The organism is Brevundimonas aurantiaca, assembly GCF_014199955.1.
In the GTDB taxonomy this organism is placed as follows: Bacteria; Pseudomonadota; Alphaproteobacteria; order Caulobacterales; family Caulobacteraceae; genus Brevundimonas; species Brevundimonas aurantiaca.
The window spans coordinates 39818-66775 of the sequence record NZ_JACHOQ010000006.1 but is presented as its reverse complement, the minus strand read 5'-3'; the positions used below and the strand labels follow the sequence as shown (position 1 = coordinate 66775).

The following is a 26958-nucleotide window of genomic DNA, read 5'->3' as shown; positions in this document are numbered from 1 at the left end:
GGTCGACGGCGGCGGGCCTCGTCTGACCCTTGGCCCCCGATAGGCGGCCGTGATCGTCGCCGAGGCGCGGCGTCCGCGGTCTCGGCGGCCGGAAAGGGCGGGGAGGTCTCGGTGAGGCCGCGGCCCCTCTCGGCCGTGGTCATCGACCTCGACGACACCCTGCTCTCGGCCTACCGCCGGCCGGATCTGGCCTGGCGGAGCGTCTGCTTGATGATGCAAGCCGAGCTGGGCGGCCTCGCCCCGGATATCGCGGCGCAGGCGCTCACGCGGGCCGGGCAGGCGTTCTGGCGCGACCCGCGGTGTCATGAGTTGGGTCGCGCCGACCCACGACACGCGCGGCGCCTCATCGCGACAGCGGCCTTCGAGACCCTGCTTCGGGAAGGCCATCCCGCACCGGCTTGCGAAACGGTCTCGAGCCTCGCCGACGCCTTCAGCCGGCGGCGGGACGAAGAGATGCGGCTCGAGGCGGGGGCTGAGGCCCTGCTGCTCGACTTGCGCGACGCGGGCTATCGCCTCGCGCTTCTCACCAACGGCGCCGGACCGTTGCAGCGCGCCAAGATCGAACGGTTCGGTCTCGAACCGTATTTCGATCACGTTCAGATCGAGGGCGAAGTCGGCGTGGGAAAGCCCTTTCCCGACGCGTTCAGGCGTGCGTTCGCCGCCCTGGCCGTCGAGGCCCCCGAGGTCTGCGTGATCGGCGACAGCCTCGAATGGGACATCCGTCCGGCCAAGGCTCTGGGCTGTCGGACCGTGCTGTATGATCCGGAACGGGCCCTTGAGGCCGAACCCCGTCGCAGCGACGCCGACGTGGTGGTCAGGACCTTGACGGGCCTGGCGCGTTGTCTGCCTGCGCTTCACACTCAGCGTGAATGAAGGGTTCGGCGTGCGGGATACCGCCGCGTCGCTTTTAAGCCGCCCGCGATCGAGGTGCGCCAGATCGACGATCCGATCGCGCAAGAAAAACGCCGCGCGGCTCGCCGCGCGGCGTTCCCCACTTCGGTTTCGGCCCCTCAGGAGGCGGGAGGCCGCCTCCTCAGTGAACCATGAAACGGACGACGCCGTTCATCTGATGGCCGTCGGCGCCCTTCGCGGTCCAGGCGGCGGCGTAGGTGCCGGGCGCGAGGGCCGGAAGCGGGGCGCTGACCGTGACCGCGGGTGCAGCCTCCGCTGACAGGGCCACATCGACCGCCTGGTTCGACGGTCCGCCGGTCAGGCGAAGGGACGTCAGGACCATGGCGTGCGGGAAAGTCGCCGAGAAGGTGGTCGGGGCGGAGGACAGCATGGCGTTGTCCGCCGGAGTGGTCGCCACGCCATTGGCCGGCGCCTGCATGGCGGCGTGGTCCTGCGCCGACATGCCGGCATGCGACTGGCTCTGGGCCTGGGCGGCCGACAGAGGAGCGAAGGCCGCGAGGGCGGCGAGAGTGGCGAGTATTGAACGGTTCATCGAAAACTCCTGGACTTCAAGCGAACTACTGTTTGGGCGGCATGGTCATGCCGTCCATCTTCGACATGTCATGGCCGGCCATCGGATCGGCAGGCGGCGGTGTCGGCTCTGGCGCGGGCGCGGGCGCGGGCCGAGGGGCCGGGCGGGACGCCGATGCCTTGGCAGGCGCGGCCGGGGTGGATGCCGCAGGGGCGGGCGTGGCGGCCTGCGGCGGCGTCGGCTCGGGGGTTGCGGCCGGCACGGCTTCCATCGGAGCCATCGCTGACGCGTCCGGCGCCGGCTCGGCGTCCACCGGTTGAGGCTCGGAGGCCGGCTGGCAAGCCCCCAGAGTGACCGCCGCGGCCGCGGCGAGGATCGGCAATCTCATGTGGCAAGCTCCTGATAAGAGGGCGACGGTCAGGTATTTCCCTCGACGCCTTCATACTGGTTTACGCGGGCGAGCGCCGCAGCCCTCGTCGTCCGGCCCTCATCCGCGTCATTTCGGAGCCGGCGGGACGTCGCCCGGACCGCCCAGGACGTCGAACAGCTTGCGACGGGCGCGCGCCACGCGCGTCTCCACCGTCTTGACGGTCACGCCGAGGATTTCGGCCGCCTCCGCCTGGCTGCGCCCCTCGATCGCGGTGAGCAGCAGCGGGGCCTTGAGATGCGGCGGCAAAAGGCTGATCGCCTCGTTCAGACGGGCGAGTCGGTCGCCAGCCTCCATCCGTTCATCCGCCGGCTCGTCGCCGTTCGCCACGGCCAAGGCTTCCGGCGATGCCAGATCGACGTCGCCCCGGATCAGGCGTCGGACGAACCGGCGGCGGCTCCAGTCCCGGCATTTGTTGAGCGCTATGGTCCGGATCCAGGCCTCGAAGGGCCGGGCCGGGTCATAGCGGCGGATATTGATCCAGGCCGCCGCATAGGTCTCCTGCAGCAGATCCCACGCATCCTGTTCGTCGCCGACATAGCGCCGGACGAAGCGGAACAGGGCCGTCTTGGTCTGCTGCATCAACGCGCCGAAGGCAGCCCGATCGCCGCCGGCGGCGCGCGCTGACAGGTTCGCTGGACTCTCCACCCGGAACGCTAGCCTTCGTCGGGCGCGAGAGCCGCCACGATGCGGTCGTCGAAGACCTCGGCCTGGGCAGGGGTCAGCACCGACCGCATCTCGAAGACGTGGGCTATCGTCTCCTTCTGAAGGGCGCCCATGGCGACGTGGAAATGGTCGACCGCGGCCTGAACCGGGGGACCGTCGCCGTCGCTCTGTTCGATCGCGCGCGCCAGCTCGAGGTTGGCCGCGCGGACATCGGCTTCGAGCGCGGGCCGACGCGCGGCGAACCGGGCCTCGACCGCCTCGATGCGCGTCAACTGGTCAGGCGACAGCTTGAGATCGAGGTGCACGATGTCGTGCAGGGACGGCGGCTCGCGCCGGCTCAGCACCCAGCTGGCGCTGATCCAGGTGCCCGCGCCGCTGGCGACGGCCGCCAGCACGGCCGTCAGGACGATCGCGCGCCAGCCGCGCATCACCGCCCGGTTTCCAGTCTCACCAGAGGCGACAGGCCCGCATCGACCGTGAAGATGGCCATCTCTCCGGGCGGGCTCGGCGCGGCGGCCGCGCCGACGCCGCCCGCCGTCAGACCGGTGGCGAGGGCCACGGCGACCGCGCCGAGACGGACCTGCGTGGCCAGTCTTTCGCCGCGAAGCGTCTCGACCCGGCTCCAGACCAGCGGTTCGAGCCCGTCGAGCGACCGGCCGATGGGCGTTATCGCGGACTCGGCCAGAATGTCATCCAGTTTAAGCGACATCGAACACTCTCCTTGCGCCCCTACATCCTACTACGGCCAAGACCGTGACATCCCTCGGGCGAGGGGGCGGACCTCGCGCTGCGTAGATAGCAGAAGGGACAGGAGTGGAGAGGGTTTATGACATCACGCGGATTTTTCCGGGCATTGGGACTCGCGCTCGCCTTGTCGGTGAGCGCGCCCGCGCTCGCGCACGAGGATCATGACGCCCCGGCGGTTCGCGGCCAGAGCGCCGCATCGACCGCCGAGGGGCCGCAATCGGACATGATGGCCATGCCCGGCATGGCGGCCGACATGGACCACGGGGCCATGATGGCGGACGAGGGTCCGAAACCCATGCCGCAGCGCCTGTACCGCTGGCTCGGCGCCATGCACCCGGCCGCGGTGCATTTTCCGATCGCCCTGTTCCTCGTCGCCGCCCTCCTCGAGATCGCCGCCCTGACCCTCCGGCGTCCGGTCCTGACCCAGGGCACGCGCGTCATCATCGCCTTGGCGGCCATCTCCGCGGTCGGCGCAGTGGCATTGGGCTGGTTCGCCATGGGGATGCCGGGACGGGACGACGCGACCCACGCCTCTCACAGATGGCTCGGCACTTCGATCGCCGCGCTGGGCCTCCTCAGCTGGTGGGCGAAGGAGCACTGGGTCCGCCGGCCGGGGCCCGGGCGCGAGAGAGTCTACATCGGCCTGTTGACGCTCACCGCCGTCGCCGTCGTGATCAACGGCCTCTTGGGCGGCATGCTGACCCACGGCATGAGACATCTGATGTTCTGAAGGCCGCGCCGTCGTTCAACCTTCTCGTTTTTTCACCCACGCCCGTCCGACACACCTTTCGCGGCCGGCAAACAGGAGCCTCGCCCACGATGTTTCGTTCAACCTTCGCCGGACTGGCGGTCGCCGCTCTCCTCGCCACCGCCTCGCAGGCCCAGACCGCGGACGAACAACAGGTCCGCGCCGTGGTCACCGCCTACAAGACCGCCATCGAGCGGATGGATGTGTCGCAGACGCCGGCCCTGTTCTGGTCCGACTCCGAAATCTTCGAGAACGGCGGCGTGGAGGGATCGTTCGCCTACTATCTTGAGCACCATCTGGGTCCTGAGTTCGACGATCTCGCCGGCTTCGACTTCCGGGACCACGAAATGAAGATCGAGGTCGATGGCGATACGGCCTTCGTGAGCGAGACCTACACCTATCACATCACCTTCAAGGATAGCGCGCGAGCCCCCATAGAACGCCGCGGCGCGGCGACCAGCGTCCTGCGCAAGCGAGGTGACGAGTGGAGGTTCGACATCTATCATTCTTCGGCGCGGCCCTTCCGTCCGGCGGCCTGAGCGCGACCGCGCGACGGTCAAGTGCCGTTTGTACATCGTTTTCTTGAGGTCTCATGGGATTCCAATCCATTCCACTCTCACGCCGCAGTCTCATCGCAATGGGAACGGGCGCCCTCGCGGTCGCAGCCTGCGCCCCGGTCGGTCGCGCGTCGAACGAGCTCGCCGTCTACAAGACGCCGACCTGCGCCTGTTGCACGGCCTGGGTGGATCACATGCGCGCCGCGGGCTTCGAGGCGCGGATCAGCGAGCTTCCCAGTCTCCGCTCGATCCGCAGCACCCAAGGCGTGCCCGAAGCCCTCGCGTCCTGTCACACCGCCCTCATCGAGGGCTATGTTCTGGAGGGCCATGTGCCGGCCGAGGACGTGCGACGGCTTTTGGCCGAGCGTCCTAAAGCCGTGGGCCTGGCGGTTCCGGCGATGCCCCTGGGGTCGCCGGGCATGGAGACGCCGGACGGCCAGCGCGAACCCTATGAGACCTTGCTGATTCTCGAAGGCGGCGGCACACGCGTCTTCGCGCGTCACGGCTAGTCGGTTTCGCGCCATGAAGGTTCTCAGGCTGTCGTCCCAGCTTCACAAATGGGTCGCGCTCGTGGTTGGGCTGCAGGTCCTGTTCTGGGTCGGCGGCGGCCTCGTCATGACCGTCATTCCAATCGAGACGGTGCGCAGCGAACATCGGGCGGCCGAATCCAAGTCCGGTCCCGTGGAGCTTGAAAGTCTGCCGACGCTCGCGGCCGTGGCCCGTCGCGCGGGCGTGGCCCCCGTCGAGGCGGAACTGCGCACGACGCCGCGCGGGCCCGCCTGGACTTTGAAACCGGCGGACGGAGAGCCCGTCGTCGTGTCTGCCGTCACTGGCCTTCCGTTCGGGCCGATGTCCGCTGGCGAGGCCTCGGCGTTCGCGCGGACGGGCTACAAAGGCGATGCGAGAGTGTCCGACGCCGTGCTGCTGGCCGCGGCCCCTCAGGAGACCGGCCGGACAGGACCGCTCTGGAGGGTCGATTTCGCCGACCGCGAACGGACGACCTTCTATCTGTCGCCGGCCACCGGAGAGGTCGTGACGCGCCGCTCGGGCGTCTGGCGGTTCTATGACTTCTTCTGGCGGCTCCACATCATGGACTGGAAGACCGGCGAGAACTTCAACCATCCGCTGATCATCGTCACGACCGTCCTCACCCTGAGCATCGTGATTACTGGGATCATCCTGCTGTGGATCCGCTTGGCGCGTGATCTGAAGGCTTTCCGGGCGTCTCGGCGGGCGGGCGGTCCGAGATGATGCGGCTCGCACCCGGTGTCACGCCCGGGCGCGGGCGCGTGTTCAGGTCAGGCGGTGAGAGATTTCGGTCAGGCCTCGCAGGTCGGAGCCGAAGCGCGCGATCGATCCCCGGTGCCGATCCAACTCCCCATAGGGCAGATATCGGACGTCCAGGTCCGAGATCCGGCTGAAAGCCGGCCGCTGGAGCTGGGCCCGGACATCGCCTTCCCGGCTGTCCGGCGCCACCAGAAAGAGACCGGCGGACGTGTGGAGTTCACCCGAGAGCGCCAGATCCAGCATGCGCACCACGCCGGAATAGATGGTGGTGGAGTGCTCGACTTCGAAGGCCGCCGCTACGCGATCCGGCGAGGCATCGAGCCAGAGGACGTCGATCAGACGGATCGACTCGGCGCCAGCGCCGTTCGCCAGCGCCGTCGGAAGTTGATCGAGACAGCCCTCGCCGAGACGCGCGCCGTCATGGAGCCGGCTCCGGTCGTTGGCGGCGATCCAGACCCGATAGCCGAGCGCGCGTCCCAGATCACGAAGCCAGGCCTGGATTTCCGTGTGCGTGCGATCCGTCTCGCGTTGCTGCGCCGACGCCTTCTCGAACTTCACCGCTTCCGCGCGGGCCTGGGCGAGCCGTTCCTCCCACCCCTGGCGCGAAAGCGCGTCACCGTCGGGGGGCGGCGCCGGATACCGCCCGGAGCCGACATCGAACAGGAATCCCGCGAGGGCGCCCAGATCGTTCGACAGAAGGTCACGATATCGGGCGTTCAGCGCCAGGAGGCCCTCCCGCATGGCCAGATAATGTTCCCAGCTGCCGAGCTTCACCTTCGAGCCGGTGATCGCGTTGTAACCGTTGACGATGGCGGTGTTGAACGGGGGCGCATGCGTGGGGTGCAGGAAATAGATCAGGTTGGCGACGGCCGGCCCGAGGCCCTTGATCTTGAGTTGATCGATCGTGCGGATGCCGGAGAGAAGCTCGTCGGCTGTGGAACAGCCGCTGCAATGATGCAGCAGGCGGCCGAAGGCGCGCTGGTTCGCCGGGTTCTCGTAGATGTCGGGGATCCTCAACTTGGGCTTCCACAGAAAGGCGTGGTCGGCGCCCTTGAAGATCTGTCGCTGCTCGGCGACGGAATGGACGATGGTCTCCAGGGACGAGCCGCGATAGGCGACACCGAAGCGGCCCGTCTCGATCTCCTCGACCACCTGGCCGATGCCCCGGCGGATCGACCGGAAATTCTTCAGCCGTTCATCCCACAGGAACCAGGTCTGGTAGGTCGCCGAGGGATCGTTACGCCATTGCGCGATGAGGTCTCGAAGTCTGTCCGGCACGCCATCCCCTCAGATCCTGAATCTTCCACCCCAGCGTAAGCGGGTCTGCGCTGAAGCGCCACCAGAGCGGCTGTTCTGCGGTCGATCGTGCTCCCGACGGACGGCGATGAAGGGCGTTCGTCATGGTCGCGACCGAAGCGGTCCGCGTGCCGTCCGGCTGGGTCGCGTATTGACTCGAAGGGCCTCGAAGCGCCTATCGTCGGCCGCCATGTGGAATATCGTCCGCGTCCTTCTGTTCGCCCTCGCGGTGGCCGGGTTCATCGGCCAGTCGTCGGCGCACGCCACTCCGGTTCAGGTGTTCGAGGCGACGGCGGCCATGCCGGAGGCCGACTGCGCCGAGATGATGGACATGACGGACGAAGCCGTCGACGACGCCGAAGGCCCGTGCAGCAAGATGACGCCGGATTGCATCGCCAAGAGGGGCTGCGCCGCCGTCGCCTCGCCGATGCCGCCCGCGCCGGCGTTCGAGCATCCGCTCGGATCGGGGGCGACATCGTTCGCCGAGGTCGATGTCGCGCTGGAAGGCGCGGGTCCGCTTCCGCTGAAGAGTCCGCCCAAACCGCTGTCGTAGACTGCTTTCGCTGATCGGAACGCCGCGCCCCGCTTTGCGGCGTCCGCCGATCGACTAAGGTCTGCGCCTGCGTCTCGCCGCGAGGTGGACGCGGCGGTTATCGAGATTTCTCATGATCATTCGCTTCGGCACGGCGTTTTCCGTCGTGCGCCGTCTCCCGGCGGTTCCCTTGCCGCGACGCTTGCGGCGGCCTTGCTGGCCGTGCCCCGTTGACCGGCCCTGGCCGCTGGCCGCACTCCTGGTGCTCGGACTCTGCGCCGCGCCGGCTCGTGCCGACCCCCAGACCTTCGACGAGACTCTGGCCCGCGCCGCCAGCGAGGCGCCGCGCCTGAGAGCCAGCGCTCTGGGCGTCGACGCGGCTCGGGCCGCCGCGCCCGCTGCCGGGCGCCTGCCGGACCCCCGGCTCTCCGTCGGTCTCGACGGATATCCGGTGAACGGGCCGTTCGCGGGGCAATTCGATGAAGACTTCACCATGCTCAGGATCGGCGTCGAGCAGGAAGTGCCCAGCCGCGCGCGTCGTCGCGCCGAGCGAGACATCGCCGAGGCGGCGATCGGCGTCGCCGGCGCTGAGGAGTCCGTCGCCCGACGAGAGGTCCGGGTCGCCGCGGGCCTCGCGTGGATCGACCTGTTCTATGCCGAACTCCGCTTTGCAGCGCTGGACGAGCTGCTGGCGACGTTGCAACCCCTCTGGGACGCCGCCCCGGCCGGAGTCGTGTCCGGCGCCTATCGGCCCGCCAACGCTCTCGGTCCCGTTCAGCTCAAGGCGGATCTTGACGATCGCCGCAGCAGTCTCGCCGCCGACATCGAGAAGGCGCGAGCCGAACTGGCCCGGTGGACGGGCGACGCCGATCCCGAGACGGTCGGACCGCCGCCGCAGGACGATCTCGACCTGGTCGCCTTACAGAGCGGCATCGCCCAGCTGCCGACCGTGCGGGCCTATGGAGCCGCCGCGCGCCGCGCCGAAGCCGAGGTCGATCTGGCCCGCGCCGGACGCCGGCCGGACTGGTCGTTCCAAGCCAGCTATGCCCGCCGCGATGAGCGGTTCGGCGATCTGTTCTCCGTCGGAGCGAGCGTGCGGCTGCCGATCTTTCCCGGTCGGAGGCAGGATCCGGTCATCGCCGCGCGCGCCGCTGATGCGCTGCGGGTCTCCGCCGAGCGTGAGGACGCTGAGCGCGTGTTGACCGCGTCGCTGCGAAGCGCCCTGGCGGAATACGTGACCGCTCACGATCAATGGATCCGGTCGCGCGACGTCGTTCTGCCCAGTGTCCTTCAGCGTTCCGATCTCGAAACCGCGAGCTATGCGGCGGGCCGGGCGGGCATCGTTGAAGTTCTCGAAGCCTTCACCGCCGTGGCCAACGCCCGGCTCGACGCGCTCGATCGCGAGGCCGCCGTGAAGCGTCAGGTGGTCGAGATCACTCTCACCTATGGGAACGACGACCGATGAACGCCCTTCGCAACAAACGCCTGGGCGTCGCCATGGGCGCGCTTCTTTTGGTCGGGGTCGGCGTCGGGGCAGGCATCGTCGTCGCTCCACGCCTGGATGGGGCCGGCGGCGAGACCGCCGAGGGGGCAGGGGAGCGCGAGATCCTCTACTGGTACGATCCCATGGTTCCGAACGAACGATATCCGGGGCCTGGAAAATCGTCGATGAACATGGACACCATCCCCAAGTATGCCGATGAGGGGGGAAGTAGCGCCACCCCCGGCGTCCGGATCGATCCGGCGCTGGCCCAGAATCTGGGGGTCCGATATGCCACGGCCCGCCGTGGCGACCTGGAGGGCGATCTCAGCGCCACGGCGATCATAGGTTACAACGAACGCGACATCGCTGTGGTCCAGTCGCGCGCGGACGGCTTCGTCCAGCGCGTCTACAACCGCGCGCCGGGCGACGTGGTCGCCGCGGGCGCCCCTCTGGTCGATCTGCTCATTCCGTCCTGGGGCGGAGCCCAGACCGAATATCTCGCCGTGCGACGCACCGGCAATACGCCCCTGATCCAGGCGGCGCGGCAGCGACTGGTGCTGTTGGGCATGTCCGAGGGCGTAATCGCTTCTGTGGAACGCAGCGGGCGGGCGCGGAACACGATCACGATCTCGACGCCCACTGGCGGCGTGATCAAGACGCTGAGCGTGCGCGCCGGCATGAGCGTCGCCCAGGGCATGACCCTGGCCGAGATCAACGGCCTGTCGACCGTCTGGGTCAACGCCGCCATCCCGGAGGCGCTCGCGAACCAGCTGAGAGCCGGGCAGTCCGTCGAGGTGGCCCTGGCCGCGTTCCCGGGCGAGCGGTTCACGGGTCGCCTGACCGCCCTGTTGCCGGAGCTCGTCGGCGACAGTCGCACGATCACCGCGCGGATCGAAATGGCCAATCGGGGAGGGCGTCTCAGGCCGGGCATGTTCGGCCGGATCACCTTCGGCGGCGGTTCGACTTCGGCTCTGCTCGTGCCGACCGAGGCGGTGATCCGGACCGGAGAACGTGACATCGTCATGCTCGCCCTGCCGGAGGGCCGCTATCAACCGGCCGAGGTCCGCATCGGACGGGAAGCCGGCGGACAGACCGAGATCCTCGCCGGTCTCAGGGAAGGCGAACGAATCGTCGCGTCGGGGCAGTTCCTGATCGATTCCGAAGCCAGCTTGTCAGGCGTCACGGCGCGGCCGATCGGCCAAACTTCCGGACCCGCACGCGCCCCGGCGTCGCCGACGGCCGGCCGGCCCGCCGCCGCCCAGACGGGCGCATCCATGGCCGCGCCCGCGCCGCGCGAGAGGTCGGGGCAATGATCGCCGCGATCATACGCGCCTCGGTCAAGGGACGTTTTCTCGTCCTTATGGCCGCGCTCGCTCTGCTGGCCGCCGGCCTGTTTGCGGTTCGCAGCACGCCGATCGACGCCCTGCCGGACCTGTCGGACGTACAGGTCATCATCCGCACCAGCTATCCGGGGCAGGCCCCCCAGATCGTCGAGAACCAGGTCACCTATCCTCTGGCGACCACCATGCTGTCGGTGCCCGGCGCGCGAACGGTTCGGGGCTACTCCTTCTTCGGCGACAGCTTCGTCTATGTGCTGTTCGAGGATGGGACGGACCTCTACTGGGCCCGTTCCCGGGTCCTCGAATATCTGAGCCAGGTGCAGGCGCGACTTCCCGCGACCGCCCAACCGGCACTTGGTCCGGACGCCACCGGCGTAGGCTGGGTTTATGAGTACGCCTTGGTCGACCGCAGTGGCCGAAACGATCTGGCCCAGTTGCGCAGTCTGCAGGACTGGTTCCTCCGCTATGAGTTGAAGACCGTGCCGGGTGTTGCCGAAGTCGCCAGTCTGGGCGGCATGGTGCGGCAATACCAGGTGGTGCTCGACCCCGTCAGGCTCGCGTCCTACGGCGTCACCCATCAGGTGGTGGTCGAAGCTCTCCAGCGCGCCAACGGCGAGACGGGCGGCTCGGTGCTCCAGCTCGCCGAGGCCGAATACATGGTGCGCGCCAACGGCTATCTGACCGAGCTCGACGACTTCCGGGCCGTGCCGCTCCGCACGGCGGCTGGAGGCGTGCCGATCAGCCTCGGGGACGTCGCGACCATCCAGATCGGCCCGGAGATGCGGCGCGGCATAGCGGAGCTGAATGGCGAAGGCGAGGTCGCCGGCGGCGTCGTCATCCTGCGATCCGGCGCAAACGCCCGCGCCACGATCGCGGCTGTCGCCGAGAAACTCCAGACGCTCAAAGCCGGATTGCCGCCGGGGGTCGAAGTGGTGACGACCTACGATCGCTCGCAGCTCATCGACCGGGCGATCGACAATCTGAGCGGCAAGTTGATCGAGGAGTTCATTGTCGTCGCCCTGGTCTGCGGCCTGTTCCTCTGGCACGCCCGGTCGGCGTTGGTCGCCATCCTGACCCTGCCGCTGGGCGTGCTGGCGGCCTTCCTGATCATGAATCTTCAGGGCGTGAACGCCAACATCATGTCGCTGGGCGGCATCGCCATCGCCATCGGGGCCATGGTCGACGCGGCAGTGGTCATGATCGAGAATGCCCACAAACACATCGAGCGATGGGAGCACGATCACCCCGACAAGAAGCTGGCGGGCGAGGAACGGTGGAAGGTCATCACCGAGGCGGCCGTGGAGGTCGGACCGGCGCTGTTCCTTAGTCTGCTGATCATCACCCTGTCGTTCATTCCGGTGTTCAGCCTCCAGGCCCAGGAGGGTCGGCTGTTCGCGCCGCTGGCCTTCACCAAGAGCTACGCCATGGCGGCCGCGGCGATCCTGTCGATCACCCTCGTGCCGGTTCTGATGGGCTATCTGATCCGGGGACGGATACCGGCCGAGCAGAGCAACCCGATCAACCGCTGGCTGACCCACATCTATCGGGGGCCGCTCGACTGGGTGCTGCGTCACCCAAGGAAAACTCTCTTGGTCGCCTTGCTGGTCTTCGCCACTACGGCCTGGCCTCTCAGCCAGCTCGGCGGCGAATTCATGCCGGCGATGGACGAGGGCGACCTGCTCTATATGCCTTCGGCCCAGCCGGGCCTCTCTGCGGCCAAGGCCGCGGAACTGCTGCAGCAGACGGACCGCATGATCCGCACGGTGCCGGAAGTGGCGACCGTGTTCGGCAAGGCCGGCCGGGCGGAAACCGCGACGGATCCGGCTCCGCTGGAAATGTTCGAGACCACCATCCAGTTCAAACCGCGCGATGAATGGCGCCCCGGCATGACGCCGGAGAAGCTGGTCGAGGAGCTCGACCGCGCGGTCCAGGTTCCGGGGTTGTCCAATGTCTGGGTTCCTCCCATCCGCAATCGCATCGACATGCTGGCGACGGGGATCAAGAGCCCCGTCGGCGTCAAGGTGTCCGGCGCCGACCTCGGTCAGATCGACCGCGTCGCTGCCGAGGTCGCCGAGGTCGCCCAATCCATAACGGGCGTGAGCTCGGCGCTGGCCGAGCGTCTGACGGGCGGCCGCTACGTCGATATCGACATCGACCGCGACGCGGCGGGGCGTTACGGTCTCAACATCGCCGATGTGCAGTCGATCGTCTCAGGCGCGATCGGCGGCGAAACCATCGGCCAGACCGTGGAGGGCGTGGCGCGCTATCCCATCAGCGTGCGCTATCCGCGCGAGTTGAGGGACAGCGTGGAACAACTGCGAGCCCTGCCGATCCTGACGCCTTCAGGCCAGCAGATCACCCTGGGCGCCGTCGCCGATCTGCGGATCGCCGACGGGCCGCCAATGCTGAAGTCCGAGAACGGCCGGCCGACCACCTGGGTCTATGTCGATGTGCGGGGACGCGACCTGGCCTCGGTCGTCGCGGATCTGCGTCGCGCCGTGGCCCGTGCCGTCACCCCCACGCCTGGCGTGAGCATCGCCTACTCGGGCCAGTTCGAATATCTCGAACGGGCGACCGCGCGGCTCAGGATCGTGGTCCCGGCCACGCTGGCGATCATCTTCGTCCTGCTCTACCTGACGTTCGGGCGCTTCGACGAAGCCCTGCTGATCATGGCCACCCTGCCGTTCGCCCTGACCGGGGGGATCTGGCTGCTCTATCTGCTCGGCTTTCACCAGTCCGTCGCCACCGGCGTCGGCTTCATCGCCCTGGCCGGCCTCTCGGCCGAGTTCGGCGTGGTGATGCTGATCTATCTGAAGCAAGCTTTGAAAGATCGCGGAGCCGACCCCGATCGCGGACAGGTCCAAGAGGCCGTTCGCGAAGGCGCCCTGCTGCGGGTCCGGCCCAAGGCCATGACGGTCGCCGTTGTCCTGGCGGGCCTGTTTCCGATTCTGATCGGCCACGGCGCGGGCTCGGAAGTGATGAGCCGGATCGCCGCGCCGGTGATCGGAGGCATGATCACCGCGCCTTTGCTCTCGATGCTCGTTATACCGGCGGGCTACCTTCTCCTCAGGCGCCGCAAGGCCCGTTCAACCCCCCCAAACCAAGGAGCGACCCCATGACCCGAACCCTTGTTTCACTCGCCGGCGCGGCCATGATGCTTTCGGCCTGCGGCCAACCCGCGGACCCGGCCGCCGAACCGGCCGCTGCCGCGCCCGTCGACACGGCTTCCGCGGCCGGCGCGGCGGACACGGCGACGTCCCCCGCTGCGGGCTCCAGATCCGGCAGCGGCGCAGGCGTGGTCACCGCCGTGGATACGGCGGCCGGCACCGTGACGATCAATCACGAGGCTATTCCGGCGGTCGGCTGGCCAGCCATGACGATGAGCTTTACGGCAGACCCCGCCGTGGCACAGCAAGCCGCTGTCGGGGATCGCGTCCAGTTCGACCTGACCGTTCAGGGCAACGCGGGTGAAGTCACCGCCATTCGCCCGGAATAGCCGGACCCGCCTTCACCGTTCGTGCGGGGCGTTGTCAGCGCACGCACGGTGAAGGCGGTGCTCCATCAACGGCTCGACGGAGTGATCGTGCCAACCGCCTCCCGGCACGCCTCTTCGCAGCGGCGGCAGGCCTCGGCGCAGATGCGGCAATGTTCATGCATGTCCGCGTGTTTGTCGCACTCCGCGGCGCAGGCCGCGCAGGTGTCGGCGCAAACCTCGAGCTGGCCCTTGATGACCGCCTCGTTGCTCCCCGTACGGCGCGCGCCGACCGCGCCGGCGGCCGCGCAGACGTCGGCGCAGTCGAGGTTGAGCCGAATGCATTGGACGAGATCGGCGACCATGGCTTCGCCGAGACAGGCGTCGGCGCAGATGCGGCAGGTCGCGGCGCACTCGTAGGCCGCCTCGACGGCGCGGATCAGTGCGTCGTTGGTCGAGCCTTTGACGTGAGGGTGGGCGCTGATCATGGACTGGATATGCATGGGATTCTCCGATGGCGGACTTGGTCAACCCGCCGGAACGGCCGCTGTTCCCCGGTGACCGCGTACGCCGTGAAACGTGAACGGTGTGCATCCCTGAGCGGGCAGCTGGGCCGGGATCAAGGTGTCCGGCCATGTTCCTAAGGGACTATCTGCGGTCGGCAAGCGCCCCATCCTCCACCCGAGTACGCCACGCCAGAAGCATAGCGTTCGCGCTGCTCCACGCGACGGCGATCCAGACCTGGCCGACCGCCAGCGGCAGGACGAGGATTTCGAGGGACGCGATCACATAGTTGGGGTGACGAACGAACCGGTAGGGACCCCGTCTGTTCAACGGCGCGCCGAGCAGGGTGATGATCCGTGTGGTCCAGAAGCGTCCGAGCGTCGCGATGACCCAGAGTCGCCCGAACTGCAGCACCACGTAGAACGCAAGCCAGGCGGGATGCGGAACTGTCGCCGGCGGCGTGGCGAGTGCGATGGCCGCCAGCCAGCTGGCGTGCAGTGCGATGAACAGGGGATAATGGCGGGCGCCGACTTCGACCGCGCCCAGTGCGATCAGCCGCCGGGTGTTGCGATTCGCCAGCCAAAGCTCCCAAAGGCGCTGGATCGCCACCAGGCCGATCACCAGCCACAGCCACATCAGGGGTGCACCAGCATCAGGCCGGCGGTGAAGCCGGGGCCGAGGGCGGTGAGCAGGAGAGGCCCTTCCACTCCGTCGTCGAGCATGGCCTTCAGGACGAACAGCACCGTCGCGGCGCTCATGTTGCCGTGGGCGCGGACCTCTCGCGTGTGGCCGAGCGTCCCTTCGGTCAATTCGAAGCAGGTCTCCAGCGCGTCGATCACCTTGGCTCCGCCGGGATGGCAGACGAAACCGCCGACATCCTTCGCCGTCATTCCATTATCGGCGAGGAACTGCGTCGCCACTGGCCGGAAGTCCTCCTGAACGAGGGTCGGGATGTCTCGACTGAAGACGACCTTGAGCCCGTCGTCCGCCACGCCCCAGCCCATGACATCCAAGCTGTCAGGCCAGGTGTGTTCGCGACTGGCGCCGAGAGCGGGCCCTTTGGCGTCGTCACGACAACTGATCACCGCGGCGGCCGCACCATCGCCGAACAAGGCCGTCGCGACGAGGTTCGATTTGGATCGGTCCTGGGCCCGGAAGGTGAGGGCGCAAAGTTCGACCACAAGCAGAAGCACGCGCTCGTCCGGATGGGCCATCGCGATGTCGGCGGCGTGCGCGAGTCCGACCACGCCCCCGGCGCATCCGAGGCCGAAGACAGGCAGACGCCTTACGTCGGGCCGGAAAGGCATCACCGTCATCAGCCGGGCGTCCAGCGCAGGCGTGGCTATGCCGGTCGTGCAGACGACGACAACCGCGTCGATATCCTTGGCCGTCAACTCCGCCTCGGCCAGCGCCTTGCCCGCGGCTTCGGCCAGCACGGCGACCGCGTTCTCAAGGAACAGATCATTTCGTTCGGAGAAGCTGTGGGGCTTCAGATACCACTCGATCGGGACGCAGGAGTGCCGTGTCTCGATCAGGGCGTTCCTGTAGATCGGAGCCAGACGTTCGAAGCCGCCATGAGTGGTGGCGAACATCTCGGCGCCGTTCGCTGCCACATCCTCCTGTTTCAACGTGAATGGCGGCCAGGCCAGGGCGAGGGCCTGCAGCCGAGGGCGAGTGTGTGGCAAGCGACGCTCCAGCGTTCGGGAACCCACAAACACGACGCCTGCCGGTCAGTTTCAAAGCGCCGGCGAACAGACGAGGTTCCTGTGACCCGCAGTCCATATACACGCCTTGAACACGACTTCGCCGGATCAGTTAAGGTCGCGCACCAGGCGCCGGCTTCCTGGTCCTCGCCGGCGGGTGCGCTGCTGGAGCGATGCCCGGATTCCTTGTCTGTCCCGCCCAGGATCCGGACGCGCTGGCCCGTTCGCATGCTGACCTAAACGACGACGATCCTTATCTGTCCGAGGGACAACCCGGGGAGGGATGCGCCACGCGCAACCGTTCGTGATCGACGGGCGGCGTCGTCGGTGGCCTTCAACGAGCAACTTGAAGCCTTGATCTTCTCCAGAGTTCCAGAATAATCGAAATATGGAATCAACGGCAGCAGTTCTCGCTCTTTCGGCCTTCGCTCAATCGACTCGAATGGAGGCGTTCCGTCTGCTGGTTCGACACGAGCCCTTGGGGCTGCCGGCGGGCGAGATCGCCGATCAGCTGGCGATCCCGGCCAACACCATGTCGGCGCATCTGGGCGTGCTGTCCCGCGCCGGTCTGGTCAGCTCGGAGCGCCGAAGCCGGTCCATCGTCTATCGCGCCGATCTGGATAGGCTGCGCGAGCTGGTCCTGTTCCTGTTGAAGGACTGCTGCGGAGGGCGCGCGGACCTGTGCGAGCCGCTTCTGCGAGAACTCGCGCCCTGCCGCGACTGAGGATCATCCATGGACGTCATCATCTACCACAACCCCGCGTGCGGGACCTCGCGCAACGCCCTTGAACTGATCCGGCATACAGGGGTCGAGCCGCACGTGATCGAGTATCTGAAGACCCCGCCGTCGCGAGAGAGGATCGCCGACTTGGCCGCGCGGACCGGCGGCTCGCTGCGGGACCTGCTGCGCGAGAAGGGCACGCCCTTCGCGGAGCTGGGGCTGGCCGAAGCGCTGTCTGACGACCAGCTGCTGGGCGCCGTGGAGGTCCATCCCATTCTGCTGAACCGGCCGATCGTCGTCTCGCCTCTGGGCGTGAAATTGTGCCGTCCCTCGGAGGCGGTTCTGGACCTGCTTCCGGCCGAAAACCTGAAGCCATTCGCCAAGGAGGACGGCGAGGTCGTCATCGACGCCGACGGGAAAAGGGTCCGCTGATGGTCGACACGCCCGTCGTCGACACGCCGCGTGAGGCCCCCGGTCGTCTGTCCTTCCTGGACCGCTGGCTGACGCTGTGGATCTTCGTCGCCATGGCGGCGGGCGTGGCGCTGGGGACCCTCGTTCCGGGTCTGCCCGGCTGGGTCGACAGCCTCTCGGTGGGGACGACCAACATCCCCATCGCCATCGGCCTGATCCTGATGATGTACCCGCCGCTGGCCAAGGTCAGGTACGAGGCCCTGCCCCAGGTGTTCGCCGACAAGCGGGTGCTGGTCCTGTCCCTGGTCCAGAACTGGGTGATCGGGCCCATCCTGATGTTCGCCCTCGCCGTGATCTGCCTCAGGGATCAGCCGGAGTACATGACCGGGGTCATCCTGATCGGGCTGGCGCGCTGCATCGCCATGGTGCTGGTGTGGAACCAGCTCGCGCGGGGCGACAACCATTATGTCGCCGGCCTGGTGGCCTTCAATTCCCTGTTCCAGATCGCCTTCTTCAGCGTCTACGCGTGGATTTTCCTCGCCGCCCTGCCGCCGCTGTTCGGCCTGGAGAGCAGCGTCGTGGACGTCGGCGTCTGGACGATCGCGGCGGCGGTGCTGGTCTATCTGGGCCTGCCGTTCCTCGGCGGTTTCCTGACCCGCCGCGTGCTGATCGCGCGCAAGGGGGCGGACTGGTACGAGACCCGGTTCCTGCCGCGCATCGGCCCGCTGACCCTCATCGCGCTGCTGTTCACCATCGTGGCCATGTTCAGCCTCAAGGGCGGCGAGGTGGTCGCCCTGCCGCTCGACGCCCTGCGCATCGCGATTCCGCTGACCATCTACTTCCTGGTCATGTTCGTGATCAGCTTCCTGATGGGCAAGCTGATCGCAGCCGACTACCCGCGCACCACCGCCTTGGGCTTCACCGCCGCCTCCAACAATTTCGAACTGGCCATCGCCGTCGCGATCGCCGCCTTCGGCCTGGCCTCGCCGGTCGCCTTCGCGGCCGTGATCGGCCCGCGGGTGGAGGTGCCGGTCCTGATCCTGCTGGTGTCGGTCGCCCTGTGGATGGGCCGGCGCTGGTTCCCGGACACCGTCCCGCCTGCGGACGCCGGGTGATGGTGGTCCTTAATCTGATCGAGCCGACTGACGCCGGCCTGATCGCCGCGCTGCGGGCCGAAGGCCTGCCCGCGCCCGACGTTGGCCGCTACTTCAGCGCTGATCACTACAGCGCCGTCGTCGGCTACGTCGGGCTGGAAGGGGAGGGGCGCGACCTGCTGCTCCGCTCGCTCGTTGTGCTCGCCGATCGGAAGGCGCGCGGCTTGGGAGCCCGGGTGCTGGCCGCGACCGAGGTCGTCGCCGGCGACCTGGGCGCCGCACGCCTGCATCTGCTCACCACGACGGCCGAGCCCTTCTTCGCCCGGAACGGCTACCGGGCCGCGAGCCGCCAGTCGGCGCCGGAGGCGATCCGGCGGACCCGCGAGTTCGCGGGGCTCTGCCCGGCGTCGGCGGCCTATCTGACCAAGGACCTCTGATGACCTTCGCCCGCCTGCGCCCGCTGCCCGATCCGGATCATCTGCCGGCCCTGGACAAGGCCTATCTCTCGGCCGATCCCGCCCGCGATCTGGGGCCGCATGACCATTCGCCCCGGATCCTGCTCCTCTACGGATCGCTGCGTGAACGGTCCTATTCGCGCTTCTGCGTCGAGGAGGCGGCCCGCCTGCTGCAATGGATGGGATGCGAAACCCGCATCTTCGACCCGTCCGACCTGCCCCTTCCGGGGTCGCCCGGCGATGACGATCACCCCGCGGTGCGCGAACTGCGCGAGCACGCTCTGTGGTCCGAGGGCATGGTCTGGTGCAGCCCGGAACGGCACGGCCAGGTCTCGGGCCTGTTGAAGCTGCAGATCGACCATCTGCCCCTGAGCATGGGCGGCGTGCGCCCGACCCAGGGCCGAACCCTGGCCGTCATGCAGGTCTCCGGCGGCTCCCAGAGCTTCAACGCCGTCAACACGCTGCGCCTTCTGGGCCGCTGGATGCGGATGGTCACCATCCCGAACCAGTCGAGCGTGGCCAAGGCTTTCCAGGAGTTCGACGAGGCCGGGCGGATGAAGCCCTCCGCCTACTATGAGCGCCTCGTCGATGTGATGGAGGAACTGGTGCGCTTCACCATCCTGGTGCGCCCGCACTCGACGCAGCTGGTGGACCGCTACTCCGAGCGCAAGGCGGCCGGAATTCCCATCGACGCCGCAGCCGACCTGTCTTCCATCGCTATCGCCGCCCGGTAGCACACCCATCTAATGGAAGATTTTTGGCGCGGGACGGGCGCGCGAAGACCAGGGCGCTAGCCTCCCAACGCCTCAATGACCGGACAACGGCTGGTCTCTGGGTTGCGGCAGTCCGCCGCCGCCTTCTGGAGCACGCCGCGCAGGCGCTGCAGATCCGCGATGCGAGCGTCGATGCTCGCCACATGTTCCCGCGCCATGTCGCGGACCTCACAACAGGCCTGAACCCCCGGCTCGCTCAAGGCGATGAGGCGGCGGATCGCGTCGAGCCCGAAACCAAGCTCCCGGGACCGTCGGATAAACCGCAAACGCTGCAAGTGTTCGAAGAGGTAGCTGCGGTGACCGCCATCGGTTCTCGGCGGCGCCGGCATCAGGCCGATGCGCTCATAATAGCGGACCGTCTCGAGATTGGCGCCAGCACTCTTCGCCAGTCGGCCAATGGTCATCCTCCGAGTCGACATATCCCTTGATCCTGTAGCGGCTACGGGTTGTAGCCATTAGCAGTACCCTGACAGGAGACTCCATGGCGACCGACTCCAAATCACCCCGCATTCCGCCCGTGGCTGCCAGCGCGGCAGCCGCTGTCGGCGGCCTGGCTTCGGTTTTCGCTTGGGCTGCCTGTTGCGTGCTGCCGCTCGCTTTGTCGGTGGCCGGCCTGTCTTTTGCTGGCGTGGCTGTCATCGCCGGCGCGCGACACTGGATAACGGTCGTGGCCGTTGCGGTCCTTGTTGGCGGCTGGCTGGCACACTGGCGCCGCCTCCGCGCCTGCCGCAGGGACGGGGCGTGTCGGCGGCCGTCACGATTGTCCGTCGTGTTGTTGATGGCCGCAACGGTTCTGGTTGGCCTGTCTCTGGTTTGGGAGCCCCTTATCGAACCTTGGGCCATGCCCCTGCTGGCGGCTCAGCGATGAACTTCGCCGTAAAACTTTGCTCGACGTTGACTTGTCCGCATTGCGGTCATGTCGCAGTCGAGACCATGCCCACCGACGCTTGCATCTGGTTCTACGACTGCCTCGGCTGCGGCGCGCAGTTGAAGCCCAAACCGGGCGACTGCTGCGTCTTCTGCTCTTACGCCGATGTGCCGTGTCCGCCGATCCAGATCGACGGCAAGGGCTGCTGCGACTAGGCTTCGTAGGGCCTGAGGCCTCAGAGGAGGATTGTCGACGACCCTGGTGATCGGATTGGGGTTGACGGTACAGAGGCGCCGTGTTGCCCCCGGTCGCTGGCGACAGGACTCTCGGGGCCTCAGTCTCGAAGAGCTGACAGCCGTCGAGGTGACCTCGGTGTCTCGGCAGCTGCGGTCTACGTGATTTCGGCGGAGGACATCCGCCGCTTGGGCGCAGTGAGCCTGCCCGAGGTGCTGTGCCTCGCCTCCAGCCCGGACGAGCGGCACCCAATTTCTGATCGGCGTCTTGGGTCTTCGCTGTCGTCAGATCGTGCGATGCCGCGCGCTATCGAGCCGTTCCTCTCTGCGAGAAGCCGGTGACCGTCTCGGGCATCACGGACGCCTTAATCAACTAAGTTCAGGCATAGCAATGTGCCTGGCCTGGGCAGGCGAACTACTCGAAGTGATTCAGCGTCGTCTATTCTGGTCTAGGCCCAGAGCCGGTCAGACTGAACGTGCGGGTGTAGCCGAGACCGGAGCGACGTCTGCGCCCCGCCGGGCTCACCTCTGTCGAAGTTCAACTGCGATCAGCGCGTATGGAGCACCCGGCGCAGGAATCGGGAGGCCCTCGCCGAGCCGAAGTCCCTGGCCGCTTGGGCCAATCGATCGGGATTCAACGCACGGGCCCGCTCGAGCACCCGGGGCACAAGGTCGGTCCGGTCCTCGGCGAGCCGATGCGTGCTCAGAAGAAGAGCGACAAGCAAAACCTCCGCGTTCAGACGACTGGGGACGGATGGCGTCCTGCGGAAGTCATAGGTTAGGCCGCCGAGCTCGAACCGGCCCTGGCGCCGGAGATTGTAGACGATCGATTCATTGTAGAGCTGTGTCGTCCCGACCCCGAGGCCGTTGAACGCGCTCGGGGACATCATCAGAAAGCGGTCGTCCTTGAGGAAGGCCTTGATCAGCTTCTCCGGCCTTGCGGGCGCCCTGCCGAACCGGCTCTGGCGCGGCGCCATGTAGAGGCCGTGGGAAACCTTTTCCAGATGGCCCTCGACCACGAGCCGACGCACATGGCGATCAAGGGCGCTGGACCCCTTCGCGAGGTCCCGACGACGATAGACCTCGCCGGGTCGCAGCTGCCTCCTGAGGTCATCGAGAGCCGACATGCCGCCGCCGACCCTAGAAGGGCACCAGGCCCCGGAGCACCGGGCGCGCCCAGTCCGGAAGCGGGGGCGAAAGGGTGATCCTGGCCCCCGCCTTTTCACAGAATGGGCGGAGAAGGGCAGGGGCGCCGTGAGTGTTGTCGAACAGGACCGCCAGATCGGCCTGTTCAAGCGCTTGGGGCAGCAGGTCCAGCGTCCGGACATAGCGCTGACGTATGCGATCTTCAGGCACGTCGTGACCACCCAGCAGGACTCTCTGGGCGACGCGCGCCACGTTCAGAGAGGGGGATTCCGTCGCAACGAAATAGAGAGCGGTTCGAAACCCACGCGTCTTGGCCTCCCGCAGAACCTCGATCTTGGACGGATGAGACATCACGGTCTCGAACGAGAAGCTTCGTCCGGCCTCAAGGCAAGCCTGCCGCTCATCGGCGGCGATCTGCTGCGCTTCACGGACGCGCGCGCCATAGGCGCCTTCCAGCGTCTTGGCGATCTCGTCGGGATTCACATAGTGGCCGAGATCGACCCCGTCCGCCCTCAACTGGTTCGTCAGGGTCGTCTTGCCGGACCCGTTTGGCCCCGCGATCATCAGGACGAACGGCGGCTCAGAGGCCAAGCCGGCGTCGCACTTCAATCTGGAGGTCGGCGGCTCCGAAAAGCGGCGTGACGGCTGCGCCTTTCACGGCTGCTCCGGCCTTCGCACGGTTTGCGGTGGGTAGAGGTGAGCCTCGCCTTGCAGTGGGAGAGTAGGCGACGCGCGCGTGCTCGGAGCAGTAGACGCCTTCGGATGCCCGACGACCGCAGAAGGTGAACTCGCGTGAAGACGGATCACCGATCGGCCACTTGCACATGTGGGCGCCGAGGGTGAGCACCGTAGCGGTGCCGTCCGCCACTTCCATTAGTCGGACGCGGGCCGAGGCCGGGCGGGTTGATGGCCGTCCGCCGGACAGGCCCAGCTGATGCACCTTGCCGATGACGTCATTTCGGGTGATCCCACCGAGCCGCATCGCGATCTGGGTGGCGCTCAATCCGTCGAGCCAGAGCGTCTTCAGCAGATCGAGCCGTGCGTCGTCCCACGGCGGCGGGGTCGCAGGTTCGGCTTCAAACGCAGCAAGAGGAACGTCGGCGCGCTTCGCCTCATCGGCGGCGGCGCGGGACGCTCGGGCCCCGGCTTCGACGAGGTCTTCGAAACTCAGATCGAAAGGCGTTGGTGCCATGCGATTCATATAGCGAATATAGGGGCCGATCGATAGGGCGTCACTGCCGCGTCGCGGAAACAGAATGTGCCGTCGATTTCAAGGTCGCGCCGTGATCACGTCTGATCGAGCACCAGTCCAGGGCGACCATCACCGCGTCATCACTTGAAGACGGCAGCGGGATAGACACGCCCGGCGACCGGTCGGATGCGGATCGCCGCTTCCATCGCGCCGATGGTCAGGCGACAAGCCCGTATGAACGATATCCCGGCACGCCAGAACAGACCCGAGAATCTCCAGCTGATGCGGGCGCGCCAGGAGATGTTCCACCGCGCTAAGCTCATCTTTATCCTCCAGCTGATCCTGACCGTCTTTCTGCCGGTGGTCGGAGCGGCCACAGGTCTGTTCGTCGAGGAAGCGCGTTCGGGCGTGGCGGCATTCAGCCTCGTAGTCACCTTGCTGGACATCACTATTCTGGATCGCGCCCAGCGCCGTTTCGTGCGGAGCGGCGCAAAAATCGCCGAATGCTTCGACTGCTCCGTGCTGCAATTGCCTTGGAACGGCTTGAGCGCAGGAAGACGTATCGATCCTGAGATCATAGAGGCTGCAGCAGAAGCCTGGTCGAAACGCCACAGCGACAAAGGCATCCTTGACTGGTACCCGGCCGAAGTCGGCAGCACGAGTCTGGAAGCCGGGCGGTTGCTCTGTCAGCGCAGCAGTCTCTGGTACGATGTCACCCTTCGGCGCTTCAACGGCTCGATTGCCCTGGTGCTGGCGATCGGCATCCCAACCGCCTTTCTCATTGCCTGCTGGGTCGTCCGGCTGCCGCTGAGCGACGTCGCCGTGACCTGGATGCCAGTGGCCCCGGTGCTGGTCTGGTCCGTTCGGGAGCACTTCAGACAGAAAGACACGGCCGAAAGCCAGGACCAGACGAAGAGCGAACTGGAGTCTGTTCTGGCGAGGGTGGAGGCGGAGGCGATTTCAGCAGACGACGCCCGCGACGCCAGCCGCAATATTCAGAACGCCCTATATGCGCGTCGGGTGTCCAGTCCTCTGGTCATGCCGGGCCTCTATGAGGCCCGGCGCGCCTACCTGGAAAGACATATGAAAGCCGGCGTCGCTGCGAGGCTGCGCGCCGCCGGCTCTACACCCGACTGATTAGGCCGCCGGGAAGAAGTCGCCGAAGACGCCTTTCCAAATCCGCACGGCCTCTGTCTCGCTGCCCTGCGCCTCGGCACGATAGGCGCGCGTTGCGGCCATCTCGGCGTCTCTCAACGTCTGGCGAGCCACGGCGCATTTGGCGGCCGTCATCTCGTCGGATACCGGCGGCCCCAGTCTCGCCGGATCGCTCCAGGTGTCGTCGATGCTGGCCGCAGCGGCGGCGAAGAATCGCCGGGCTTCGTCGGGGAAGCTGTTGAACGGACCGTCAACCAGATCGAGGGCCATGACTTCGACAAGGAAGGACGGTTGGATCGGCTTGCCGTTGGCCCGGTTCCAGCTTTTCAGCATCTTTACGAGCGGCACCCAATTTCCGCTCAGCGTCTTGTTCTTCGCCGTCGTCAGGTCGTTGTGGGTCGCGGGGTTCGTCTTGATCCACTTGCCGAGATCCTCGTCGGGAATCTCGTAATCCGATCCCGACTGGAACGCCGGGACGACGTCCAGGCTGACGACCTTGCCTTCCTCATGCTGGGTCTGGTGGCGTTTTTCGAACCAGACGGTCACGCACCGACGGTCGCGCTCCACCTGACCTCGCCCGTACGCATCAACGAGGCACGTCTCGAGGTCGTCCAGAACGGCCTTCGGGTGCGCCTTGCGTCGGTGGTCCTCCTTTGACCCCAGACAGACAAAGATATCGATGTCCTTGAGCGGCTTTGTCTTGGTGTGTCGCCCGTAGGAGCCGGTCAGGAAGTCGTGGTCGACGTGGAAGGCTTCCTGCACGGTGGCGCGGACATCCTTCTGCCGACGGCTTGCATCATCCTTCTCGGTCTGCGTCAGCTCCAGCCGGCTTTTGAATGTGGCGAATGCGTCGCTGACCTTGGTCATGCCGGCCTCCAGTAGTTGAGCCCGGCGGTGATGTCGTGGGTGGCGATCGCCGTGCCGGTGGACCGGCTGACGAGGCCGGCCGTCGAGAGGTGCGATGTGCTGGACATTCCCGGAACTTCCGGTCGGCCTCGCTTGCAGCTCAGGATGATCCGATAGGTGCATCCGGTCGGCGGGCGACCGACCTTGTCGATCGTGCGCTGAACGTGGTCCCGGTCGACCCACATGTCATCGTCGACTCCGCTGCCGTCGTAGGTGACGGGGAAGTCCCAACGCAACTGCAACGTGCTCGATCCCGGCTTGAAAAACTCGATGGTCACGACTTCGAGATGGCCGCTCTCGAGCCAGGTCCGGGCGGCCGGTCCGACGATGGTCCAATCGTCCGCCAACTGTTCCGGCGATAGCCCGGCAGCCTGAACGATGCGTTTCAGCTGGTTGCGCATGTGATCCGCCACGAAGGCGGCGGTGTGCGTGCGGGTATAGGTGAAGGTCGAGACAGCCATCAGCTCGCAGCTCCCCAGTTGATGCTGAGAGCCGCCGATGTGTCGTTGGCGGCAGTCGAGGCGTCCTGTTCGGTGTCCGTGGGACCGGAGCCGAGGACGTGGACCGCGAGGCGAGGAGCCCGTGTTTTCAACGTCTGCGTCACCCAGTCGAGATCCTCCGGGTCACAGGGCACATGGAGGGTCCAAGCCTTGCCGGTGGGGTTCCAATCGAGAGGCGCGACCTCGGCGCCGCGGGCTACCGCGTCCGCGCCGTAGGCGCCGTAGATCACCAGGCGATGTCCGTCCCCCTTCAGGGTCAGCGGATGTTTGGCGTAGTGGTCCTCGGAAAGCAGAGTGGCCATGACGCTCGCCGCCGCCGTGAGCTGGCCGGCGTCGATCGAATCCGGCCGCGTGATCAGAGCGATGATCTCGGACCAGGTTTCGGCTCCCGTGCGGACCGGCACGGACGCGATATCTCTACGCAGCTTCACGGCCGACCTCCTTGTTCGCCTGGGTCGAGGCCTTGAGGGCCGCCAGCACCTGTTGGCTTGTGACGAGGTTGGGGTCGCGAGCGGTGGCGATGGAGCCCGCCAGGGCGCTGACCACGGCCTTGCGCAGGCGGCGGCCGTCCATCCCGCTCGATGCGGCGACGAAAAGGCTCATGTCGTTCGCAAGGTTGCGGATCGACGGCCATTGGCGGCCCAGCCCTTCGAGGGTGTCGCGGATGATTTCCGCCCGGGCCTCGTTATTCGGAGGCGGGATGTACTCGATCAGATCCGCCCGCGAGAGAAAGGCGCTGTCGACGGCCTGCGGATAGTTGGTCGTGGCGATGAGCAGGATATTCTTGTGCTGGCGCGTGAGGAGATCGAGGCTGGCGAGGACCGCGTCGGTCGCACGATGAACATCCACGGGGTTGGCTTCGAGGCTCATCTTCTTGCGGTCGGCCGCGAGGGTTTCGACCTCGTCCAGCAGGACTACGGCGAAGCCGCCCATTCCCGCCTCCGGGATGGTCTGGTTGAACAGGGTCGTGACCTGCTGCTGGCTCTTGCCGAGCGACGCGCTGGCGAGCCCGTGCGGATCGACCTGGATGAAGTTCACCTTCGAAGGGGACAGCATCGCGGCGACCTTGGTCGCCAGCCCGCGGGCGAGCGTGGTCTTCCCCGTGCCGGGGACGCCGGCGAGCACGATCAGGCCGTGCAGCGGAGCGACGTCGAAGGAGACGGCGCGTCGGACGGTCAGGGCCAGAGTCGCCTGGGCGACGAGCCGGTCCTTGACCGCCTTGTCCATCTTGATCGAGTCCCAGGCGGACTCGAAGGCGGGATCGGGGAGGGTGCAGCGATAGGCAATGCCGGAACTCATACGAGAGTCCTTTCGATTCA

General features: G+C 67.1%; 34 protein-coding genes. 17 read left to right on the top strand and 17 right to left on the bottom strand.

Annotation, left to right across the window (positions count from 1 at the left end):
• Positions 1-135: 135 nt before the first annotated feature.
• Positions 136-873: an HAD family hydrolase gene (locus GGQ93_RS12310; RefSeq protein ID WP_183217338.1), complete on the top strand. Its 738-nt coding sequence runs from the start codon at positions 136-138 to the stop codon at positions 871-873.
• 160 nt (positions 874-1033) lie between these two features.
• Here GGQ93_RS12310 and GGQ93_RS12305 read toward each other — a convergent pair whose 3' ends face one another.
• The 5 genes from GGQ93_RS12305 to GGQ93_RS12285 all read right to left on the bottom strand — a co-directional run bounded on the left by GGQ93_RS12305 (position 1034) and on the right by GGQ93_RS12285 (position 3225).
• Positions 1034-1444 carry a copper resistance CopC family protein gene (locus GGQ93_RS12305; protein ID WP_066551038.1) on the bottom strand — a complete coding sequence of 137 codons (411 nt, stop codon included), beginning with the start codon at positions 1442-1444 and terminating at the stop codon, positions 1034-1036.
• 25 nt (positions 1445-1469) lie between these two features.
• Positions 1470-1811, bottom strand: coding sequence for a hypothetical protein (locus tag GGQ93_RS12300; RefSeq protein ID WP_183217336.1), 342 nt, complete (start codon positions 1809-1811; stop codon positions 1470-1472).
• A 108-nt stretch (positions 1812-1919) separates the two neighbouring features.
• Positions 1920-2432 (bottom strand): RNA polymerase sigma factor, encoded by a 513-nt coding sequence (locus GGQ93_RS12295; RefSeq protein ID WP_183217334.1) that lies wholly within the window; start codon positions 2430-2432, stop codon positions 1920-1922.
• A 74-nt stretch (positions 2433-2506) separates the two neighbouring features.
• The gene (locus GGQ93_RS12290) at positions 2507-2944 is read right to left on the bottom strand and encodes a Spy/CpxP family protein refolding chaperone (RefSeq protein WP_221233702.1); all 438 of its coding nucleotides are present in this window, start codon (positions 2942-2944) and stop codon (positions 2507-2509) included.
• Positions 2944-3225 carry a hypothetical protein gene (locus GGQ93_RS12285; RefSeq protein ID WP_224764324.1) on the bottom strand — a complete coding sequence of 94 codons (282 nt, stop codon included), beginning with the start codon at positions 3223-3225 and terminating at the stop codon, positions 2944-2946. The genes GGQ93_RS12290 and GGQ93_RS12285 overlap by 1 nt, the downstream gene beginning before the upstream one ends.
• Positions 3226-3342: 117 nt before the next feature.
• Here GGQ93_RS12285 and GGQ93_RS12280 point away from each other — a divergent pair, with 117 nt between their 5' ends.
• The 4 genes from GGQ93_RS12280 to GGQ93_RS12265 all read left to right on the top strand — a co-directional run bounded on the left by GGQ93_RS12280 (position 3343) and on the right by GGQ93_RS12265 (position 5819).
• Positions 3343-3993, top strand: coding sequence for a DUF2231 domain-containing protein (locus tag GGQ93_RS12280; RefSeq protein WP_183217330.1), 651 nt, complete (start codon positions 3343-3345; stop codon positions 3991-3993).
• An 89-nt stretch (positions 3994-4082) separates the two neighbouring features.
• The gene (locus GGQ93_RS12275) at positions 4083-4550 is read left to right on the top strand and encodes a YybH family protein (RefSeq protein ID WP_183217328.1); all 468 of its coding nucleotides are present in this window, start codon (positions 4083-4085) and stop codon (positions 4548-4550) included.
• A gap of 98 nt (positions 4551-4648) precedes the next feature.
• Complete coding sequence (locus GGQ93_RS12270; protein WP_183217326.1) at positions 4649-5077, top strand: DUF411 domain-containing protein; 429 nt, start codon at positions 4649-4651, stop codon at positions 5075-5077.
• 13 nt (positions 5078-5090) lie between these two features.
• Entirely contained in the window at positions 5091-5819 is a 729-nt protein-coding gene (locus tag GGQ93_RS12265; protein ID WP_183217324.1) for a PepSY domain-containing protein, read from the top strand.
• Between the two features lie 42 nt (positions 5820-5861).
• Here the strand turns inward: GGQ93_RS12265 and GGQ93_RS12260 are convergent, their stop codons facing one another.
• Entirely contained in the window at positions 5862-7007 is a 1146-nt protein-coding gene (locus GGQ93_RS12260) for a type II restriction enzyme NmeDI-related protein (RefSeq protein WP_221233700.1), read from the bottom strand.
• Positions 7008-7341: 334 nt separating this feature from the next.
• Between GGQ93_RS12260 and GGQ93_RS12255 the strand changes: the two genes are divergently transcribed.
• The 5 genes from GGQ93_RS12255 (at position 7342) to GGQ93_RS12235 (ending at position 14002) form a co-directional block, all read left to right on the top strand.
• Entirely contained in the window at positions 7342-7704 is a 363-nt protein-coding gene (locus GGQ93_RS12255) for a hypothetical protein (protein ID WP_153921614.1), read from the top strand.
• Between the two features lie 112 nt (positions 7705-7816).
• Positions 7817-9148 (top strand): TolC family protein, encoded by a 1332-nt coding sequence (locus tag GGQ93_RS12250; RefSeq protein ID WP_153921617.1) that lies wholly within the window; start codon positions 7817-7819, stop codon positions 9146-9148.
• The gene (locus tag GGQ93_RS12245; RefSeq protein ID WP_082854040.1) at positions 9145-10479 is read left to right on the top strand and encodes an efflux RND transporter periplasmic adaptor subunit; all 1335 of its coding nucleotides are present in this window, start codon (positions 9145-9147) and stop codon (positions 10477-10479) included. Before GGQ93_RS12250 ends, GGQ93_RS12245 begins: the two co-directional genes overlap by 4 nt.
• Positions 10476-13625, top strand: a complete 3150-nt coding sequence (locus GGQ93_RS12240) for an efflux RND transporter permease subunit (RefSeq protein WP_183217320.1) — start codon at positions 10476-10478, stop codon at positions 13623-13625. The genes GGQ93_RS12245 and GGQ93_RS12240 overlap by 4 nt, the downstream gene beginning before the upstream one ends.
• A complete protein-coding gene (locus GGQ93_RS12235) occupies positions 13622-14002 on the top strand; it encodes a copper-binding protein (protein ID WP_066551055.1) in 381 nt (126 codons plus the stop codon). Before GGQ93_RS12240 ends, GGQ93_RS12235 begins: the two co-directional genes overlap by 4 nt.
• A gap of 65 nt (positions 14003-14067) precedes the next feature.
• Here the strand turns inward: GGQ93_RS12235 and GGQ93_RS12230 are convergent, their stop codons facing one another.
• The 3 genes from GGQ93_RS12230 to GGQ93_RS12220 form a co-directional block, all read right to left on the bottom strand.
• Positions 14068-14481, bottom strand: a complete 414-nt coding sequence (locus tag GGQ93_RS12230) for a four-helix bundle copper-binding protein (protein WP_066551057.1) — start codon at positions 14479-14481, stop codon at positions 14068-14070.
• A 145-nt stretch (positions 14482-14626) separates the two neighbouring features.
• Complete coding sequence (locus GGQ93_RS12225; RefSeq protein ID WP_183217318.1) at positions 14627-15118, bottom strand: isoprenylcysteine carboxyl methyltransferase family protein; 492 nt, start codon at positions 15116-15118, stop codon at positions 14627-14629.
• Positions 15118-16074 carry a type III polyketide synthase gene (locus tag GGQ93_RS12220; RefSeq protein ID WP_221233699.1) on the bottom strand — a complete coding sequence of 319 codons (957 nt, stop codon included), beginning with the start codon at positions 16072-16074 and terminating at the stop codon, positions 15118-15120. Before GGQ93_RS12220 ends, GGQ93_RS12225 begins: the two co-directional genes overlap by 1 nt.
• A gap of 499 nt (positions 16075-16573) precedes the next feature.
• On the opposite strand from GGQ93_RS12220, the gene GGQ93_RS12215 reads away from it, so the two are divergent.
• The 5 genes from GGQ93_RS12215 to arsH are packed head-to-tail and all read left to right on the top strand — an operon-like array spanning position 16574 to position 19600.
• Positions 16574-16909, top strand: coding sequence for an ArsR/SmtB family transcription factor (locus tag GGQ93_RS12215; protein WP_152950387.1), 336 nt, complete (start codon positions 16574-16576; stop codon positions 16907-16909).
• Positions 16910-16918: 9 nt separating this feature from the next.
• Complete coding sequence (gene arsC, locus GGQ93_RS12210) at positions 16919-17338, top strand: arsenate reductase (glutaredoxin) (protein ID WP_152950386.1); 420 nt, start codon at positions 16919-16921, stop codon at positions 17336-17338.
• Positions 17338-18432, top strand: a complete 1095-nt coding sequence (gene arsB / locus GGQ93_RS12205; RefSeq protein WP_183217314.1) for an ACR3 family arsenite efflux transporter — start codon at positions 17338-17340, stop codon at positions 18430-18432. The genes arsC and arsB overlap by 1 nt, the downstream gene beginning before the upstream one ends.
• On the top strand, positions 18432-18848 hold the full coding sequence (locus GGQ93_RS12200) for a GNAT family N-acetyltransferase (protein ID WP_183217313.1): 417 nt from the start codon (positions 18432-18434) through the stop codon (positions 18846-18848). Before arsB ends, GGQ93_RS12200 begins: the two co-directional genes overlap by 1 nt.
• Positions 18848-19600 carry an arsenical resistance protein ArsH gene (gene arsH / locus GGQ93_RS12195; protein ID WP_152950384.1) on the top strand — a complete coding sequence of 251 codons (753 nt, stop codon included), beginning with the start codon at positions 18848-18850 and terminating at the stop codon, positions 19598-19600. Before GGQ93_RS12200 ends, arsH begins: the two co-directional genes overlap by 1 nt.
• 56 nt (positions 19601-19656) lie before the next feature.
• Here arsH and GGQ93_RS12190 read toward each other — a convergent pair whose 3' ends face one another.
• Positions 19657-20043 carry a MerR family transcriptional regulator gene (locus GGQ93_RS12190; protein WP_224764325.1) on the bottom strand — a complete coding sequence of 129 codons (387 nt, stop codon included), beginning with the start codon at positions 20041-20043 and terminating at the stop codon, positions 19657-19659.
• A gap of 460 nt (positions 20044-20503) precedes the next feature.
• On the opposite strand from GGQ93_RS12190, the gene GGQ93_RS12185 reads away from it, so the two are divergent.
• A complete protein-coding gene (locus tag GGQ93_RS12185) occupies positions 20504-20722 on the top strand; it encodes a GDCCVxC domain-containing (seleno)protein (protein ID WP_152950381.1) in 219 nt (72 codons plus the stop codon).
• A 566-nt stretch (positions 20723-21288) separates the two neighbouring features.
• Here GGQ93_RS12185 and GGQ93_RS12180 read toward each other — a convergent pair.
• From GGQ93_RS12180 to GGQ93_RS12170, 3 genes are all read right to left on the bottom strand, one after another.
• Complete coding sequence (locus GGQ93_RS12180) at positions 21289-21759, bottom strand: hypothetical protein (protein ID WP_224764327.1); 471 nt, start codon at positions 21757-21759, stop codon at positions 21289-21291.
• A 121-nt stretch (positions 21760-21880) separates the two neighbouring features.
• The gene (locus GGQ93_RS12175; RefSeq protein WP_153921660.1) at positions 21881-22477 is read right to left on the bottom strand and encodes an ATPase; all 597 of its coding nucleotides are present in this window, start codon (positions 22475-22477) and stop codon (positions 21881-21883) included.
• Positions 22467-23078, bottom strand: a complete 612-nt coding sequence (locus GGQ93_RS12170; RefSeq protein WP_153922254.1) for a GcrA family cell cycle regulator — start codon at positions 23076-23078, stop codon at positions 22467-22469. Before GGQ93_RS12170 ends, GGQ93_RS12175 begins: the two co-directional genes overlap by 11 nt.
• Before the next feature lie 186 nt (positions 23079-23264).
• Here GGQ93_RS12170 and GGQ93_RS12165 point away from each other — a divergent pair, with 186 nt between their 5' ends.
• A complete protein-coding gene (locus GGQ93_RS12165) occupies positions 23265-24215 on the top strand; it encodes an S-4TM family putative pore-forming effector (RefSeq protein WP_153921663.1) in 951 nt (316 codons plus the stop codon).
• Here the strand turns inward: GGQ93_RS12165 and GGQ93_RS12160 are convergent, their stop codons facing one another.
• Genes GGQ93_RS12160 through GGQ93_RS12145 form a run of 4 tightly spaced genes read right to left on the bottom strand, consistent with a single transcriptional unit; the run spans position 24216 to position 26866 of the window.
• On the bottom strand, positions 24216-25100 hold the full coding sequence (locus GGQ93_RS12160; protein WP_153921665.1) for a CBASS oligonucleotide cyclase: 885 nt from the start codon (positions 25098-25100) through the stop codon (positions 24216-24218). It abuts the gene before it with no gap.
• A complete protein-coding gene (locus GGQ93_RS12155) occupies positions 25097-25600 on the bottom strand; it encodes an HORMA domain containing protein (protein ID WP_152950375.1) in 504 nt (167 codons plus the stop codon). The genes GGQ93_RS12160 and GGQ93_RS12155 overlap by 4 nt, the downstream gene beginning before the upstream one ends.
• Entirely contained in the window at positions 25600-26070 is a 471-nt protein-coding gene (locus GGQ93_RS12150; RefSeq protein WP_153921668.1) for a CBASS system Cap8 protein, read from the bottom strand. Before GGQ93_RS12150 ends, GGQ93_RS12155 begins: the two co-directional genes overlap by 1 nt.
• Positions 26057-26866: an AAA family ATPase gene (locus tag GGQ93_RS12145; RefSeq protein WP_221233698.1), complete on the bottom strand. Its 810-nt coding sequence runs from the start codon at positions 26864-26866 to the stop codon at positions 26057-26059. Before GGQ93_RS12145 ends, GGQ93_RS12150 begins: the two co-directional genes overlap by 14 nt.
• Positions 26867-26958 lie beyond the last annotated feature (92 nt).